Below are 15,763 nucleotides of genomic sequence, written 5' to 3' on the forward strand. Positions count from 1 at the left end.
ACCTCAATTCGCGCGCCAGGGCGCGCGCGAAGACGAAGGCCGCGTTGCGCTGCGCCGCGGAGCCGCTTATGTAGCTCTGCCACGCCCGGGGCGATGATCGATTTCCCACGATCTTCCTGAGGCGCCTCGGCGTGATCGGGCCCGCTTATGCGGCGCAAATGGATAGTTGAGCCAATGGCACGCGACGTTTCGGATTCCACGCCTATCACGTCGCGCGATGAACTCGTCGCCTGGTTCGAGGCCGGTTCGACGCCGCCGGAGCGCTTCGCCATCGGCACCGAGCACGAAAAAATCCCGTTCTATCGCGCCTGCCATTCCGCTGTGCCCTATGAAGGCAGGCCGACCGACTGTCCGCCCGCCTCAAGCTTTGCCGGCGTTCGCGGCTTGCTGGAGGGGATGCGCGCGAAGCTCGGCTGGGAGGCGATCTGCGACGGCGCCCATATCATCGGCCTTTACGACGAATGGGGCGGCGGCGCGATCTCGCTCGAACCGGGCGGCCAATTCGAACTTTCGGGGGCGCCGCTCGCCACTATTCATCAGACGGAGGCCGAGCTCGACAGGCATTTTGCCGTCCTGCAAGGCGTCGCGGCGGCCTTTGACATCGGCTTCCTCTCGCTTGGCATGAATCCGAAGCGGCGGCTCAGCGAAATTCCGACGATGCCGAAGCAGCGCTACGCCATAATGGCGAATTACATGCCGAAAGTCGGCGAGCGCGGGCTCGACATGATGTTTCGCACCTCGACCGTGCAGGCCAATCTCGATTTTTCGAGCGAGGCCGATATGGTCCAGAAGCTTCGCGTTTCGCTCGCGCTGCAACCCGTCGCCACCGCGCTTTTCGCCAATTCGCCTTTCACTGACGGGAAATTGAACGGCTTTCTCTCCGCGCGCTCCGAAATCTGGCGGCATACGGACGCGGCGCGAACCGGCACGCTGGCCTTCGCCTTCGAGCCGGGCATGGGCTTCGAGCGCTATGTGGATTACGCGCTCGACGTGCCCATGTATTTCGTCAAGCGAGGCGAGACCTATATCGACGTCGCCGGGGCGAGTTTTCGAGATCTGCTCGCGGGCAAGCTCGACGCCTGTCCCGGCGAACAGGCGACGCTATCGGACTGGGCCAATCATCTGTCGACGATTTTTCCGGAGGTGCGGCTGAAGCGCTATCTCGAGATGCGCGGGGCCGACGCGGGGCCGCGGCCGATGCTGACCGCGCTGCCGGCGCTCTTTGCCGGCCTCCTTTATGATTCCGCGGCGCTCGATCAGGCGCATCAGCTGATCAAGCCGTGGACCGCCGATGATCGCGAGAAACTGCGCGCGGATACTCCGCGCCTTGGGCTCGACGCGAAAATCGCCGGCCGTCCGCTCCGCGACGTCGCGCGCGACGTTTTGAGTCTGGCGCGCGCGGGCCTCAATCGGCGCGCGCGTCTCGACGAGCAGGGCCGCGATGAGGCTTATTTTCTTGATCCCCTCGATGTGATCGCCGAAGGCCGGACGGAGGCCGAACGGCTGATCGACCTGTTCAAGACAGAATGGGGCGGCAGCGTCGAGCCGGCTTTCGAGCAATGCGCCTACTGAGCGCTTCGGTTTGATCGCTTCGGAAAATGCCGGTTGGCGCCGTCGCGGAGCCCTTTCGTGGTCCAAAACGCCTCGTTTTCCCCAGGACTTTTGCCTCGTTTTAACGATCCCGCGTGATTTCATTCAACATGGCGGACTCCGGATTTGATCAAGGCGCCGCGGCGAAACGCATTCAGATCAAAGCCCTTGCATTCGGCCTCGGAAGCCGGAGCAAGCGCCGCGCGAGCGCTCCCCAGCCGTTCCGCGGCGACAAAACTTTGGTTCCTCGCTTGACGGAGGGCGAAGGTTGGGGTTCCGTCAGTCGAGCATGTGAGAAAAGAGTCGGAATCAGCGTCCAAGGCTGGATTTCTCGCTGAAAATTCCTCGCTGAATAATATGGAAGGTCGACGGGATGACGAGTTCAAGCAAGAAAGCCGCTCCGGCGAAGAGCGCCACGACGGCCAAAGCCGCGCCTAAGGCGGCGGCGAAAGAACCGAAGGCGGCGAGCGCGTTCGCAAAGCCCCTGCAGCCCTCGAAGGAGCTCGCCGAGGTCGTCGGCTCGGCGCCCTTGCCGCGCACCGAAGTCGTGAGCAAAGTGTGGGAATATATCAAGAAGCATAAATTGCAGAACGAAGCGAACAAGCGCGAGATTCTCGCCGATGACAAGTTGAAAGCCGTGTTCGGCAGAGACAAAGTCACGATGTTCGAGATGAACAAATATCTCGCGCAGCATTTGAAGTAGGGTTCTCGCGCCAGGGAACAGCCGGCTCGGCGCCGGTCCCGGCCTCGTGGAAGAGCTTGAGGAGAGCCGCCGTTGTCCGGTTCGGCCTCAGGCAGAGCTGCCGCGCCCCGGCCAACCAAGCGAGCGAAAAATCGATCGGTTCGCCTTGAAGCCGACCGCCGCCATGCGGAGCCTTATCGTCGTTCGAGGAGGTCTGCGATGAAATATCGTCGGCTTGGCGGCAGCGATCTCAACGTATCGGTGATTTCGCTCGGGTCCTGGCTGACCTATTCTGGCGGCGTTGAAAAAGCGGACGCGATCGCCTGCGTCCGCAAGGCGCTCGACCTCGGCGTCAATTTCATCGACACCGCCAATGTGTACGGGCGCGGCGCGGCGGAGTCTTTACTGGGCGAGGCGCTTCAGGGGGTCGAGCGAGGCTCCTATTTGCTGGCCACCAAAGTCTTTGGCGCGATGAGCGATACCGACGAGGGCCTCTCGCGCTCGCAGATTTTCAAACAGATCGACGCTTCGCTCGCTCGCCTCAAAACCGATTACGTCGATCTTTACCAATGCCATCGCTATGACGAAGACACGCCGCTCGAAGAAACGATGCAGGCTTTGACCGAGGTCGTCCGGCTTGGCAAGGCGCTCTATATCGGCTTCAGCGAATGGCCGCTCGACAAGATTGAAGCGGCGGCGGCGCTGAAGGGCGTTGCGCGTTTCGTCTCCAGTCAGCCGCAATATTCTTTGCTCTGGCCCTATCCGCAGACCGATATTTTTCCGCGCTGCGCGGATCTCGGCATCACCCAGATCGTCTGGTCGCCCCTGGCGCAGGGGGTTCTGACGGGCAAATACAGCCCCAAGGCGCCGCCGCCGCCGCGTTCGCGCGCCACCAGCAAGACAATGGGCGCGATGCTGCCGAAGCGGTGGCTCGAGGCGCCCGTGCTGGAGGCGGTGCTCGAGGTCAAGCGCGTCGCCGAGGAGGCGGGGGTCAGTCCCGCCCAATTCGCGCTCGCCTGGGCGCTGCGCCAAAAAAACGTCTCCTCCGCCATCATCGGCGCAAGCCGGCCCGAGCAGGTCGCCGAGAATGTCGCGGCGGCGGATCTTGCGATCGCTGAGGACTATTTTTTCCGCGCCGAGGAGATCTTGGAGCCCGTCCGCTAGAGCATCATGCCGAAGAGCGAAAGCCGGCTTCCGCACGACATTATGCTCTAACTGATTGATGAGAGACGGATTCAAAGTCATCCGGCTCTACGCATTCATCAAAGCGTCGCCAAAGCCATTGCTTTTCGCCGCGCTTTCTTTATAAAACGCCGCTTCGAACCGACCGGCTCAAAGGGCTGCCGTGGCGGTTCGTTCGCTCGTTCGGAAACGAACGGGAGTGGGGCGATCCCACTCGATCAAACACATTGCGGGGTTGAGCCCCGACGGAGACGAGCAAAATGCCCAAACTGAAGACGAAATCAGGCGCGAAAAAGCGCTTCAAGATCACCGGCACCGGCAAAGTGCTTTATGCGCAATCCGGCAAGCGTCATGGCATGATCAAGCGGACGAACAAGCAGATCCGGAATCTGCGCGGCACCAATGTTCTGTTCAAGAGCGATGGCGACAACATCATCAAGTATTTTCTGCCGAACGGCTGAAAACCGCCCCATCGCCTGTCAGTTTTTCATTTAGCCAGTCCGGAGATTTATCATGGCTCGCGTCAAACGCGGCGTCACCTCGCACGCCAAACACAAGAAAACGCTCGAAGCGGCGAAGGGCTTTTATGGCCGCCGCAAGAATACGATCCGCGCCGCCAAGGCCGCCGTCGATCGTTCCATGCAATATGCGACGCGCGATCGCCGCGCCAAGAAGCGCGTCTTCCGGGCTTTGTGGATCCAGCGCCTCAACGCCGCGGTGCGCGAATTGGGGATCACCTATTCCCGCTTCATCGACGGCCTCGCCAAGGCCGGCATCGAGATCGACCGCAAGGTGCTTTCCGAACTCGCCATCACCCAGCCCGAAGCTTTCAAGGCGATTGTCGAGCAGGCCAAGGGCGCGCTGCCGGTGCAGGGTTGAGACGCTTTTAAGAACTAAAAAAGAGGGGGCGCAAGGCCCCCTTTTTTGTGTCCTTCGCAGGGCTGCGCGCTTCAGCGCGTCTTGGCGCGACCTGAAATCACGTTGAAGGCGAGCGTCTTGCCCTTGTGATGCGTCTCGGAGGCGCTGCTGTGCGAGCGCCCGTGGTAGTGTCCGTAATGGTGATAATGCCGCGTCGCATGGCTGCGGTAATGGCGCGCGTGCGACGTGCGCCGCTCCTTCGCCGGAACCGAGGCTTCGGGGTTCGCCGTCTCGACGACGTCCGCCGCCCCGCCGGCGTCCCCATCGCCGCCGAAATCCCTGGCCGAGGCGCTGTGGCCCCGCGGCACCGGGCCGAACAGGGCGAGGCATTGATTATAGGCGTCGGCCGCCTGGATCTTCTCGCAGTCGCTGATCGAACTCGGCGCCGCCATCGCGGGCAGCGCGAGCCCGAGGATCGCCGCAAACGCTATCGCTGGAAGAATCCGCAAATCTTTATCCTCTCAAGGTCGCGCCCGTTTTTTGCGCCACGTCCGCGATGATCCTCGACGCGACCGCCTCGATTTCCGATTCGGTCAGCGTTTTATCGCGCGGCTGCAAAGTCACGGATATTGCGACAGATTTCTTGCCTTCAGCTATCCCGGCGCCTTCATAGACGTCGAACACTTCGGCGTCGGCCACAAGTGTCCTGTTGCTCGCCAGCGCCGCCTTAAGGATCTCGCCGGCGAGGACGGTCTGATCGACGACAAAGGCGAAATCGCGCTGCAAAGGCATGAATTCCGACAGTTCAAGCTTTGATTTTGTCTTTGTCGGCTTCGATTTTGTCACTGGTATGTCATTCAGCAGGACTTCAAAGGCCGTAATCGGCCCTTCCGCGCCCATTTTTTCCAGAACGCGCGGATGAATTTCGCCAAATGCGCCGATTTTGTTTTTCGGCCCGAACTGCAGGGTCGCCGACCGGCCGGGGTGCAGCCAATCCGGGCCGCCCGGCACGATTTGCAGCGCCGTCGCCGGCACGCCGAGCGCGGAAAGGAGCGCGAGGACATCGGCCTTGGCGTCGAAAACATCCGCCTTCGCGGTTGACGCCGACCACTGGCGTCCCGCCCCGCTTGTCTTGTTCGAACCCTGGCGGATCGCGGCGGCGGCGATCTTTTGATCCGCCTCGCCTTCGCCCTTGAAAATCTGGCCGACTTCGAAGAGGGCGACGTCGCCGTGGCCGCGGTCGGCGTTGCGTTGCGCCGCCGCGATCAGCCCCGGCAGCAGGCTAGGCCGCATGTCGGACAGGTCCGCGGCGATAGGGTTCGCCAGCGTGAGCGCAGGCGCGCCGCCGCCAAAGGCTTCCGCGCGCGCATGGGAGATAAAGGACCAGGTGACCGCCTCCACAAGCCCGGCGGCGGCGAGCGCGCGCTTTGCGGTTCTGACGCGTCGTTGCAGCGGCGTCAGCACGGGGGCCTGCACGGCCTCGCGCTCGCGCGCGAACGGGCGCGCCATGACGCGGTCGAGGCCGGCGATGCGCACGATTTCCTCGACGAGATCGGCCGGCCCTTCAATGTCCGGCCGCCAGGAGGGCGCCTTGACGACGAAGCGGTCGCTATTGCCGGGGGAATAGCTGAGCTCGAAGCCGAGATGTTCGAGGATGCCGGCGATTTCGGAAGGCGGCAATTCCAGCCCGGTGAGACGCACGACTTCGCCGAGGAAAAAGACGATGCGCTTGTCGGGCTGCGGAATTTTGCCGGCGACGCTGGATTGTGAGGGCTCGCCGCCGCAAAATTCGAGCACGAATCGCGTTGCGAGATCAAGGCCGGGCAGCGTGAATGCCGGATCGATCCCGCGTTCGAAACGATAGCGCGCGTCGGAGACGATGCCGAGCCTGCGGCCCGTGCGGGCGATGTTCACCGGGTCCCACAAGGCCGCTTCAATGAAAACGTCGGTCGTCGTCTCGTCGCAGCCGGACGCCGCCCCGCCCATGATCCCGGCGAGCGACAGCACGCCCTCCTCATCAGCGATGACGACCATCTCGCCGTCGAGCGCATAGGTTCGGCCATCGAGGGCTTCAAGGCTCTCGCCAGGCCTTGCCCGGCGGACGGCAAGATGGCCGCGCACCTTATTGGCGTCGAAAACATGCAGCGGACGGGCGCGGTCGAAGCTGAGGTAATTCGTAATGTCGACAAGCGCGTTGATGGGGCGAAGCCCGATCGCGGCCAGCCGCTTTTGCAGCCAGGCCGGGCTTGCCCCATTGCGCACGCCGCGCACGAGGCGCAGCGCGAAGGCCGGCGCGAGATGGGCGTCCTGCGGTGAAAGATCGAGTCGCGGCGTCACGGGACAAGGGAAGGAGTCCTCGATCGGCGTGATCGCGCGGCCCTTAAACCGGCCAAGCCCGGCTGCGGAAAGATCGCGTGCGATCCCCTCGACGCCCATGGCGTCCGGGCGGTTGGGCAGCAGGTTGATTTCGATGACGGGATCGGCCAGCCCCGCGAAGGCGGCGAAATGCTGGCCGATGGGCGCGCCCTCCGCCAGCTCCATGATGCCGTCATGCTCGCCGGAAAGGCCGAGTTCCTCGCCCGAACACAACATGCCGTTCGATTCGACGCCGCGAATGACGCCTTTGCTCAAGGTGAGTTTCTTCGCCGGAATGACGGCGCCGGGCGGCGCGAAGACCGTCTTGAGGCCGGCCCGCGCGTTTGGCGCGCCGCAGACGACCTGCACATGGCTGTCGCCGCCGACGTCGACGAGGCAGACCTGCAGCCGGTCGGCGTTGGGATGCGGCTTCGCCTCGATCACCGAGGCTATGACGAAATCTTGAAGCGCGGCGGCGGGGTCGTCGACGCGCTCGACCTCAAGGCCGATCTTGGTCAGCGTTTCGACGATCTCATTCAGAGGGGCGTCGGTTTCGATATGGTCCTTGAGCCAGGAAAGCGTGAACTTCATTGCGGTTCCAGAGGGCAGAACGTCGGGGAGGCGCGCGCGCCACGGCGCACCGGCATGGGCAAGCGTTGGAAGCCTATTCGCCTTTCTCTAGTGGCTTTCTTCGCGAAGGGGAAATTTTCTCGCCGCGCCAGCGCAATCTCCGTCCTGGCGGGCAAGCCTCAAGGCTTGCGATGAAGCGGATTTATAGGCAAAGGTTGAGGCGCGTCGCGTGGTTTGGACCGCAGCCACGCAAGAGGAGGGACGGCGCATATGATCGCTAGCATGATTGGCCGCATCGCAAGAGGCATGGGAAGCAACAGCGGGCGGCCGCCGGCCGCATTCCCGCCAATCGTCTTGGCATCATGCTGCCTGTCATTTGGGCTTGCCTGGGGCTTGTCTTCTCCGGTCCGCGCCGCCGATTACGCCGCCGGGCCGGCGCTGGCCGCGCCCGAGGGCGGCGTCGCCTGCTCCATCGGTCAGCCCTTCTGGGTTCCGACCGGCCCGACGGCGGAAACCCTGCCGTGGCCGTCGGTCTATTACGGCCATTTTTCCGGCGGAAGGCCTTATGTCGACGCGTTTGGCCGCACCATCGTCGATTGGCGCGACGAACATGTCTGCTTCCCGACGAGCGCGCAATGCCGCGCCTGGGTGAAAGCTTCCTACCGCACGCATCACCAGCCGGAAGGCTATCGCGGCTGCCTGTTGCTGCGTTAGGACCGCTGCGTCCGCGCAGAATCGCTTAAGTCTTTGTTTTGACCAATATGTGGGTCTGAAAGGCCGGCAAGTTTCCGGCGTCATGCTCTAGGCAGAGTCAGGCGACGACGCGGCGGCCGCCCTTCAGGCTTTGCGGAGACAGTCGATGTTTGATGCGTTGAAGACGTTTATCGCCGAGATCAGCGGCGCGGGCTCGCCGTCGAAGTCCTTCAATGAGGATGACTATCGTCTCGCCGCTGTCGCTCTCCTGGTGCATGTCGCGGCCGTCGACGGGGAGACGGACGATAAGGAGCGGCGCCGGCTGAAGACGCTGATCGAGGAGCGCTTCGGGCTCGACGATTCTGCGACCGCGCTTTTGATCGAGCGGGCCGAACAGAGCGACCGCGACGCCGTTGATTTCTATCAGTTCACGAGCGTGCTGAAGCGCACGCTTGACGAGGACGGCCGGCTGAAAATCGTCGAGATGATGTGGGATATTGCTTTCGCCGACGGCGAAGTGCATGAATTCGAGGATAACACCATCTGGCGCGTCGCCGAACTGCTTGGCGTTTCGACGCGCGACCGCGTTCTCATGCGCCAGCGCGTTGCTGTCGAGATCGCGGCCGAAGCCGCCCCAAAGGGGCCCTGGTCAAAGGCGGACGACAAGAAAACGTGAGTTCGACGCCCGCTGGACGAAGAATAGACGACGCGCCTGCTCGGGCTAAAAAAATCGCCGGGGGCAAGCGGCGGTAAGCCTCCATTCAGGAAGAACGCGGTAGGCTCGGTCTGGCTGAGGGCGCAATTACGCGAAGCAGCAAAAGGGCAGGCATGAGCGAGGATTCTGGCGGCGGCGAACGCCGCGTGACCTTGATCACCGGCGCCTCGGGCGGCATCGGCGCCGATCTCGCCCGTGTTTTCGCGCGGCGTGGCCACGATCTCGCGCTGGTGGCGCGCAGCGCCGACAAGCTTCATCTGCTCGCCGATGAAATCGAGTCCTCTTCCGGCAGGCGCCCCCTGATCCTGACCTTCGACCTGACCAGGCCGGACGCGGCCGAACGCATCGCCGCGGATCTCGGCGCGGCTCGCGCCAACCCGGAGATTCTCGTCAATAATGCGGGTTTCGGCCTCATCGGCGATGTCATGGATCTGGACCGCGACGACCAATTACGCATCATCGACCTGAACGTCCGGTCCCTCGTCGATATAACGTCACGCCTGCTGCCGCAGATCCGCGCCAGCCGCGGAAAGATCTTGAACGTCGCCTCGATCGCCGGCTTTTTTCCCGGCGGCCCGGGAATGACCATCTATTACGCGTCCAAGGCCTTCGTTCTTTCGTTTTCACGCGGACTGGCGCAAGAATTGCGTAACGATGGCGTGACAGTATCAGCCCTCTGCCCTGGCGCGACCCCGACCGGCTTTCAGGAGCGGGCTGGTTTCGGACCGCACATCCTCAGAGGCGTTCCGATGACAAAGTCAATCGAGGTAGCGGAGGCGGGCTACAGGGGATTGATGGCCGGCAAACGCGAAATCATCCCCGGCTGGTTCAATAAACTGGGCGCAGCGGTCTTGCCCTTCGCGCCAAAAGACGTGATCTTAATGTTGATTTCGCGCGTGCAGCAAAAACGTCGTTGATGTTGATTCTATTTTAGAACTTGCGAGCAATGCCCATCGGACAGGAATCATCAGGCAGGGTTCTCATCATCCTGCATCAGGAATGTTCAACGCCCGGCCGCGTCGGGCGCCTCCTGCGTGACGCCGGCCTGCATCTCGACATCCGGCGCCCGCGCTTTGGCGATCCGCTGCCCAAAACCCTCGCGGACCATGATGGCGTCATCATTTTTGGCGGCCCGATGAGCGCCAATGACGATGATGACTGGATCCGCCGGGAAATCGATTGGATCAAGGTGCCGCTCAAGGAGGAAAAGCCGTTCCTCGGCATCTGTCTCGGCGCGCAAATGTTGGCCCGCCACCTTGGCCATCGCGTTTGTCCGCATCCGCAAGGACGGGTCGAGGTCGGGTATTATCCGATTGATCCGACGGAGCATGGCCATAAACTGTGCGATTGCCGCTTTCCGACGCGCGTCTATCAATGGCATCGCGAAGGGTTCGACCTGCCGAATGGGGCGACGCTTCTGGCGAAAGGCCACGATTTCGAGGCGCAGGCTTTCCGCTACGGACCGGCCGCCTACGGGTTTCAGTTTCATCCCGAAGTCACCTTGCCGATGATCTGCCGATGGTCGGCGCGCGCGCAGGAGCGTCTCAATCGCCCCGGAGCGCGTCCGTTGCATCGCCATCTCGAAGGATGGCTCCGCCATGACCGCGCCATCGCGCGCTGGTCCAGCGCATTCCTGCAAAGCTGGCTCGCCGGAGGCAGGCTCGCGTGCTGAGGCATTAGCCGGGCGCCCGGTCGGGCGATTTCATCAAGTCGTCGCGCCAGCGGCCTAGAATGCGTGAAGGAGCGTCCGAGGCGAGGCTGGCGCTGGACCTCGCCGGTCTTTTTGTCCTAGCATTGATTTGGTCGCCGGCTTCGTTTTGCGATCAATGAGCCGTTTATCGCGGAGAAACAGCGTCGATGCGGCTCGCGCCTCTACCGGCGCCCTGCATCGCTCGTCCGGCAATGAGACGATACGGAAACGTCGCGTCTGAATTTTTGCCTCCTCTACGCCTTTGGCCAATCATAAAGAGGAACGTCTTCCATGAGCATCTTCGGCAATATCGTATCCAAGCTTTTCGGCCATTCCACAGCTCATGCGGCGGAGAGCCCGGCGGGTGCCACGCCGGCGTCGCCCGCCGGAGCCGCCCCCGCAGCCGGGGCGGCGCCTGCGGCGTCCGCGCCGGCGACAGCTCCCGCCACCGGAACCGCGTCCACGCCCACTGCGTCTTTGCACGAGGTGGACGTCACCGCGATTCTCGACGGCCTCGTCGTCAAACATGGGCAAAAGCTCGACTGGCGGCATTCGATCGTCGATCTTCTGAAAGCGCTCGACCTCGACAGCAGCCTTTCAGCGCGCAAGGAACTGGCCGGCGAGCTGCATTACACCGGCAGCACCGACGACACCGCGACCATGAACGTGTGGCTGATCAAGCAGGTAATCGCCAAAATCGCTGCGAATGGCGGCAAGGTGCCCGCCGACCTCGTGCATTAAAGCATGGCCCCGAAAAGTTGCAGACTTTTCGGACAAGGCCATGCGTTGAAGGAAACCATGGCCCCGAGAAGTTGCAGACTTTTCGGATAAGGCCATGCGTTGAAGGAGACCATGGCCCCGAAAGGTTGCAGACTTCTCGGACAAGGCCATGCGTTGAAGGAGACCATGGCCCCGAAAAGTTGCAGACTTTTGGGCCCTGAAAAGCTGGCGGCTCTTCTGGGCTAATCCTCGTCATCGGCAAGCGGGTGCAGATCCCGCACCATGGATTTCAGCCGCTCGTCGAGCACATGAGTGTAGATTTGCGTCGTCGAAATATCGGCATGTCCGAGTAGTTCCTGCACGACGCGCAGGTCAGCGCCGTTTTGCAGGAGATGGCTGGCGAAGGCGTGGCGCAGCACATGCGGGCTGATGCGCGCGGCGGCGATGCCCGCGGCGGCGGCGCAGCTTTTGAGGTCCCGCGCAAACGCCTGCCGGGTCAGATGCCCGCTCTCGCTGTCGGCCGGGAAAAGCCACGGGCCCGCCGCGGCGCCGGGCTGCGTTTTTTCGAGAAGGGCGCGATAGGCTGAAATCGCCGCGCGCGCGGCGCTCGAGATAGGCGCCAGCCGGTCCCGCCCGCCTTTGCCCCGAATGGGGATCAGCGGCTCCCTGCCGCGCGCGATGCTTTTCGGCAGCGAGACGAGTTCGGAGACGCGCAGCCCCGTCGCGTAGAGAAGTTCGATGAGGCTGGCGGTGCGCAGCGCGCGCAGACGTTCGCCGGCGGGACGCGCTCCATCGTCAAGACCCTCTTTCGACACGGCGAGGAGATGATCGACTTCAGCGATCGAGAGCGTTTTCGGCAAGCCCCTGCCGCGCCGCGGCCCTTCGATGATGGCGGCGGGATCATCGCGGCGCAGCCCCTCGCCCACGAGAAAGCGGTGGAGCTGGCGAATGGAGGATAGTTTGCGCCCGCTCGACGCGGCGGTGAGGCCGCGCTTGTCGAGCCATGTCAGAAAGGCGCGTATGTCGTCGCTTGTCGCCTCGAGCGGCGTTTTGCCGGAGGCGCCAAGGCGCGCCGCATAATCTGCAAGGTCGCGGGCGTAGGCCTCGATCGTGTTCTTCGCGCCGCCGCGTTCGGCGGCGATCATCTCGAGAAAGCTTTCGATGAGGCGGGAAGATGCGCGCTTATCCGCCATGCGGCGTCCTTGTCTCAACCTGCCCGAAGGGAGCCCTTCTGCTTGCTCCGCGTTCCAGGCTATCCGGCGATATCGCGGCGGCCAATCCTGCTCCGGACGCAATAGCGCATGGCCTAGAGCATGATGCCGAAAAAGGGCCAGACTTTTCGGCCCGCATCATGCGTTATAACAAAAGTCGAAAGAGCAGAATGCGTTCCTCTTTGATAGACGGCGCCCGCGCCGCTCTATCTGTTCAGCCGCGCGGGGGGAATCGTCTGGTTGATCTGGCGCGTCACCGGCTGGACGAACGTCACGAGCGCCACCATCCCGGCGAAAACGATTCCGGCGAGAACGCCGAGCACGAAAAGAAAACGAAAAAGACTGGGCAACACGATCCTCCGCAGGCGGTGTCAGGGGCAGAGGGCTGTGTCATAGGCAAGCGCGGGCGGGCTCAACTCCACGGTTGCGCCGGCAGGCGTCGCGGCGCCTCGAACGCGCACGCCGGAAAGCGCCTTGCCTTCGTCGCGCTCGATTGCGACGTCAATCATCAATGAGGGCGCCGCGTCGCCTGTCCTGACGCAAGTGAAGTCCGCGGCGCGGCCGAGGCCGCCGCGCTCCGTCAGCACGCGCAAAACCTTGCCGATCTGCGCGGCGTGATGCCGGCGCAGCGCCGCCTCGCCTGCGATGCGCAAGCGCTTTGCCCGCTCTTTGACCAGCGCGGGCGCGACGGGCGGCATTTTAGCGGCGGGCGTCCCCGGCCGGGCGGAAAATGGAAAGACGTGGAGATAGGTCAGGCCGCAATCCTCGATAAGGCGAAGCGTGTTTTCAAACATGGCCTCGGTTTCGGTCGGAAAGCCAGCGATCAGATCGGCGCCGAAAACCATATCGGGCCGCAGGCGCCGCAGCTCCGCGCAAAACGCGATCGCATCGAGGCGCGTGTGCCGGCGCTTCATCCGCTTCAGGATCATATCGTCGCCGGCCTGCAGCGACAGATGAAGATGCGGCGCGAGGCGCGGCTCGCTGGCGAAGGCCTCGATCAGATCGGCGTCGGCCTCGATGCAGTCGATCGAGGAGAGTCGCAGCCGTTCAAGGCGGGGAACGGCGCGAAGGATCGACCTGACAAGGCCGCCGAGTTTGATTTCGTCGCCAAGGTCCGCGCCATAAGAGGTGAGATCGACGCCGGTCAGCACGATCTCGCGAAAGCCTTTGTCGGTCAGTCGCCGGACGGCGGACAATATCGTCTCCGGCGGCGATGAGCGCGATGGGCCGCGTCCGAACGGAATGACGCAGAAGGTGCAGCGGTGATCGCAGCCTGTCTGCACAGCGAGAAAGGCGCGCGTATGATCCTCGACGCCTTCGCTCGGAGCCTTCGGCGGCGGACCGGCCTGCATGATGTCCGACACGCTTACGCGCCCGGAGGTTGCCGGCGCCCATGTTGCGGGATCGGTCTTTTCGGCGTTGCCGACGACGCGCGCGACCTCCGGCATCTCGGCGAATCGCAAGGGGTCGATCTGCGCGGCGCAGCCGGTGACGATGATCCGCGCGCCCGGCCGCTCGCGCTTGACGCGGCGGATCGCCTGACGCGCCTGGCGCGTTGCCTCCGCCGTCACGGCGCAGGTATTGACGATGACGAGGCCGTCCTGTCCCGCTTCCTCGGCCGCGCGCCGCATGGCGTCGGATTCGACGAGGTTCAGGCGGCAGCCGAAGGTTAAGACCTCAACGCCCGTCACGCCGCGGCGTCCGCGAAAAGCCCGGGATCGAGCTCTGTTTCAAATTCGAACTCGACGGGGCCCGCCATCACCACCATATCGTCGCTCTCGCGCCAGACAATATCGAGATCGCCGCCCGGCAAGGAGACGGTCGCCCGCCGCCCTGTCAGATTTTTGCGCGCGGCGGCGACGAGCGCTGCGCAGGCGGCGGAGCCGCAGGCGCGGGTGAGGCCGGCGCCGCGTTCCCAGACCTTGAGTTCGATATGATCGCGGGAGACGATTCGGGCGAGCGAAATATTGGCCCGCTCCGGGAAGATCGGATCATGTTCCAGCGCGGGGCCAATGACGGCGAGATCATAGGCGTCGAAATCTTCGACAAAGAAAATCGCGTGCGGATTGCCCATGCTGACGACAGCGGGCTTTTGCAGGAGCGGCGCGCCGGACGGACCGAAGGCGAGATCAATCGCGGTAGTGTCCTCAGTGGGCTTTGCCAGCGGAATATCGGTCCAGGCGAGGCGAGGCGCGCCCATCTCGACTTCAAAACGCCATTCGCCGAGACGCCGGCAGGCGAGACGGCCCGCCGCCGTTTCTATGAAAATTTCGTCGCGCGCGTCATCGCGAAAGAGGGTCCAGGCGACGCAGCGGGCGCCGTTGCCGCAGGCGCCTGCCTCGGAGCCATCGGCGTTGAGAATCGTGACATAGGCCTCAGCGCCCTCCGAGCGCGGGTCGCTGAGCGCCATCAGCTGATCGAAGGCAAGCCCCTTGCTTCGCGCAATCGCCCGCGCTTCGGGCGCGCTGACCCCAAAGCCCGCGCCGCGCAGGTCGACGACGAGGATCTCGTTGCCGAGCCCGTTCATCTTGGTTACCAGCCTGTTGGCGAGAGGGCTCATGTCGGCGCGTCATTTTTCCGTGTGCAGGCCACCATATAAGGATTTTCCTCGTGAACGACCATTGTTTTGTCGCGCGGAGGCGTTCTTAATCGTCGAGCCGCTTGGCGTTGCTTGCCACACTGTTTAAGACGTGCGGCGGTAGGGGGCGGGCAGGCTTGGCGGCATATTGGAGCGGCAGATGAGATTTGGCGAAATCAGAAAACCGATAGCTTTACGCCTGGCTTTCAGTCTCGCGTTCGCCTTGCTCCTTGGCCTCTTCGCCAGTGCGCCCGGGCCCGCCTGCGCCGAAGCGGGCTCCGCTGCGACGCCGTCGCAACAGGAGACCCCGGCAAGTCCGCCCGCGCCAGACGCGGCGGCTCCTGATAAAGCGGCGCCGGCGCCGGAAGCAACCGTGCCGGAGCCCGACCAGCAGCGGGCCGCCCCGGGCGTTCCGAGCGACGCCACGGCAGAGACGGTGGATGTGCCTCCGCGTCCCGTCGCGCTGCTCGTCGGCGATGCCGAATGGGCGGATGGGTTCAAGGCCATCACGACCGCGATCGGCAAAGTACAGGACGCCATCAAGGCCGCCGGGCTGAAACAGGCCGGACCGCCCTTCGCGGTTTTCCTCTCGACCGACGACGCCAGCTTCCACTTCGAGGCGATGGTTCCGCTCGCTGAAAAGCCCGGGGACAAAAGCGACCTTCCCGACGGCGTCAAGCTCGGCGAATCACCTTACGGCAAGGCGATCAAGTTCCTGCACCGCGGCGCTTATGACGACATCGACTCCACCTATGACCTCATCACCGCCTATCTCGACGAGAAGGGGCTCGAGGCCAGGAATCTATTTATCGAGGAATATCTCACCGACACAAAGGAGAGCGACGACGCCAGCCTTAAGGCGGATATTTACGTCTTTCTGAAGTGAGGGCAGCCGCGCTCCGTTCGCGATAAGGCCGGA

17 protein-coding genes are annotated in these 15,763 nt (G+C 63.5%); 11 read left to right on the plus strand and 6 right to left on the minus strand.

The annotated features are described in order from the left end of the window. Positions 1–174 precede the first annotated feature (174 nt). The 5 genes from MPC4_RS06220 (at position 175) to rplT (ending at position 4,333) form a co-directional block, all read left to right on the plus strand. On the plus strand, positions 175–1,572 hold the full coding sequence (locus MPC4_RS06220; RefSeq protein WP_174511753.1) for a glutamate--cysteine ligase: 1,398 nt from the start codon (positions 175–177) through the stop codon (positions 1,570–1,572). A 391-nt stretch (positions 1,573–1,963) separates the two neighbouring features. Beyond that, positions 1,964–2,293, plus strand: coding sequence for an SWIB/MDM2 domain-containing protein (locus MPC4_RS06225; RefSeq protein WP_134490250.1), 330 nt, complete (start codon positions 1,964–1,966; stop codon positions 2,291–2,293). A 198-nt stretch (positions 2,294–2,491) separates the two neighbouring features. Then, complete coding sequence (locus tag MPC4_RS06230) at positions 2,492–3,436, plus strand: aldo/keto reductase family protein (protein ID WP_174511754.1); 945 nt, start codon at positions 2,492–2,494, stop codon at positions 3,434–3,436. Positions 3,437–3,714: 278 nt separating this feature from the next. Beyond that, positions 3,715–3,915 (plus strand): 50S ribosomal protein L35, encoded by a 201-nt coding sequence (gene rpmI / locus MPC4_RS06235; RefSeq protein ID WP_134490246.1) that lies wholly within the window; start codon positions 3,715–3,717, stop codon positions 3,913–3,915. 52 nt (positions 3,916–3,967) lie between these two features. Continuing rightward, positions 3,968–4,333 carry a 50S ribosomal protein L20 gene (gene rplT, locus MPC4_RS06240; protein ID WP_174511755.1) on the plus strand — a complete coding sequence of 122 codons (366 nt, stop codon included), beginning with the start codon at positions 3,968–3,970 and terminating at the stop codon, positions 4,331–4,333. Between the two features lie 71 nt (positions 4,334–4,404). Here rplT and MPC4_RS06245 read toward each other — a convergent pair whose 3' ends face one another. Continuing rightward, entirely contained in the window at positions 4,405–4,821 is a 417-nt protein-coding gene (locus MPC4_RS06245) for a hypothetical protein (RefSeq protein ID WP_174511756.1), read from the minus strand. Positions 4,822–4,825: 4 nt separating this feature from the next. After that, on the minus strand, positions 4,826–7,258 hold the full coding sequence (gene pheT / locus MPC4_RS06250) for a phenylalanine--tRNA ligase subunit beta (protein WP_174511757.1): 2,433 nt from the start codon (positions 7,256–7,258) through the stop codon (positions 4,826–4,828). Positions 7,259–7,630: 372 nt separating this feature from the next. Here pheT and MPC4_RS06255 point away from each other — a divergent pair, with 372 nt between their 5' ends. From MPC4_RS06255 to MPC4_RS06275, 5 genes are all read left to right on the plus strand, one after another. Beyond that, a complete protein-coding gene (locus MPC4_RS06255) occupies positions 7,631–7,951 on the plus strand; it encodes a hypothetical protein (protein ID WP_174511758.1) in 321 nt (106 codons plus the stop codon). Between the two features lie 145 nt (positions 7,952–8,096). After that, positions 8,097–8,606 (plus strand): tellurite resistance TerB family protein, encoded by a 510-nt coding sequence (locus tag MPC4_RS06260; protein ID WP_174511759.1) that lies wholly within the window; start codon positions 8,097–8,099, stop codon positions 8,604–8,606. A gap of 152 nt (positions 8,607–8,758) precedes the next feature. Continuing rightward, positions 8,759–9,562, plus strand: coding sequence for an SDR family NAD(P)-dependent oxidoreductase (locus MPC4_RS06265; RefSeq protein ID WP_174511760.1), 804 nt, complete (start codon positions 8,759–8,761; stop codon positions 9,560–9,562). A gap of 29 nt (positions 9,563–9,591) precedes the next feature. Further along, on the plus strand, positions 9,592–10,317 hold the full coding sequence (locus MPC4_RS06270) for a glutamine amidotransferase (RefSeq protein WP_174511761.1): 726 nt from the start codon (positions 9,592–9,594) through the stop codon (positions 10,315–10,317). 309 nt (positions 10,318–10,626) lie between these two features. Then, positions 10,627–11,076: a DUF3597 domain-containing protein gene (locus tag MPC4_RS06275; protein WP_174511762.1), complete on the plus strand. Its 450-nt coding sequence runs from the start codon at positions 10,627–10,629 to the stop codon at positions 11,074–11,076. A 221-nt stretch (positions 11,077–11,297) separates the two neighbouring features. On the opposite strand, the gene MPC4_RS06280 is transcribed toward MPC4_RS06275, so the two are convergent. The 4 genes from MPC4_RS06280 to dapF all read right to left on the minus strand — a co-directional run bounded on the left by MPC4_RS06280 (position 11,298) and on the right by dapF (position 14,826). Continuing rightward, on the minus strand, positions 11,298–12,248 hold the full coding sequence (locus tag MPC4_RS06280) for a tyrosine recombinase (RefSeq protein WP_174511763.1): 951 nt from the start codon (positions 12,246–12,248) through the stop codon (positions 11,298–11,300). A gap of 224 nt (positions 12,249–12,472) precedes the next feature. Beyond that, positions 12,473–12,616: a histidine kinase gene (locus tag MPC4_RS06285; protein ID WP_134490230.1), complete on the minus strand. Its 144-nt coding sequence runs from the start codon at positions 12,614–12,616 to the stop codon at positions 12,473–12,475. Positions 12,617–12,637: 21 nt separating this feature from the next. Next, positions 12,638–13,957, minus strand: coding sequence for a tRNA (N(6)-L-threonylcarbamoyladenosine(37)-C(2))-methylthiotransferase MtaB (gene mtaB, locus MPC4_RS06290; RefSeq protein ID WP_174511764.1), 1,320 nt, complete (start codon positions 13,955–13,957; stop codon positions 12,638–12,640). Beyond that, a complete protein-coding gene (gene dapF, locus MPC4_RS06295) occupies positions 13,954–14,826 on the minus strand; it encodes a diaminopimelate epimerase (RefSeq protein ID WP_174511765.1) in 873 nt (290 codons plus the stop codon). The genes mtaB and dapF overlap by 4 nt, the downstream gene beginning before the upstream one ends. A gap of 178 nt (positions 14,827–15,004) precedes the next feature. Here dapF and MPC4_RS06300 point away from each other — a divergent pair, with 178 nt between their 5' ends. Further along, complete coding sequence (locus tag MPC4_RS06300; protein ID WP_174511766.1) at positions 15,005–15,730, plus strand: GyrI-like domain-containing protein; 726 nt, start codon at positions 15,005–15,007, stop codon at positions 15,728–15,730. The last annotated feature ends 33 nt before the right edge of the window (positions 15,731–15,763 follow it).

It is taken from the genome of Methylocella tundrae (genome assembly GCF_901905185.1).
GTDB lineage: Bacteria > Pseudomonadota > Alphaproteobacteria > Rhizobiales > Beijerinckiaceae > Methylocapsa > Methylocapsa tundrae.

Excerpts from the sequence above, each read along its gene's own strand:
- MPC4_RS06265 (WP_174511760.1), top strand. The coding sequence starts at position 8,759 with ATGAGCGAGGATTCTGGCGGCGGCGAACGCCGCGTGACCTTGATCACC.
- dapF (WP_174511765.1), bottom strand. The coding sequence starts at position 14,826 with ATGAGCCCTCTCGCCAACAGGCTGGTAACCAAGATGAACGGGCTCGGC.
- MPC4_RS06225 (WP_134490250.1), top strand. The coding sequence starts at position 1,964 with ATGACGAGTTCAAGCAAGAAAGCCGCTCCGGCGAAGAGCGCCACGACG.
- MPC4_RS06270 (WP_174511761.1), top strand. The coding sequence starts at position 9,592 with ATGCCCATCGGACAGGAATCATCAGGCAGGGTTCTCATCATCCTGCAT.
- MPC4_RS06220 (WP_174511753.1), top strand. The coding sequence starts at position 175 with ATGGCACGCGACGTTTCGGATTCCACGCCTATCACGTCGCGCGATGAA.
- MPC4_RS06260 (WP_174511759.1), top strand. The coding sequence starts at position 8,097 with ATGTTTGATGCGTTGAAGACGTTTATCGCCGAGATCAGCGGCGCGGGC.
- rpmI (WP_134490246.1), top strand. The coding sequence starts at position 3,715 with ATGCCCAAACTGAAGACGAAATCAGGCGCGAAAAAGCGCTTCAAGATC.
- rplT (WP_174511755.1), top strand. The coding sequence starts at position 3,968 with ATGGCTCGCGTCAAACGCGGCGTCACCTCGCACGCCAAACACAAGAAA.
- pheT (WP_174511757.1), bottom strand. The coding sequence starts at position 7,258 with ATGAAGTTCACGCTTTCCTGGCTCAAGGACCATATCGAAACCGACGCC.
- MPC4_RS06275 (WP_174511762.1), top strand. The coding sequence starts at position 10,627 with ATGAGCATCTTCGGCAATATCGTATCCAAGCTTTTCGGCCATTCCACA.
- MPC4_RS06280 (WP_174511763.1), bottom strand. The coding sequence starts at position 12,248 with ATGGCGGATAAGCGCGCATCTTCCCGCCTCATCGAAAGCTTTCTCGAG.
- MPC4_RS06300 (WP_174511766.1), top strand. The coding sequence starts at position 15,005 with ATGAGATTTGGCGAAATCAGAAAACCGATAGCTTTACGCCTGGCTTTC.
- MPC4_RS06230 (WP_174511754.1), top strand. The coding sequence starts at position 2,492 with ATGAAATATCGTCGGCTTGGCGGCAGCGATCTCAACGTATCGGTGATT.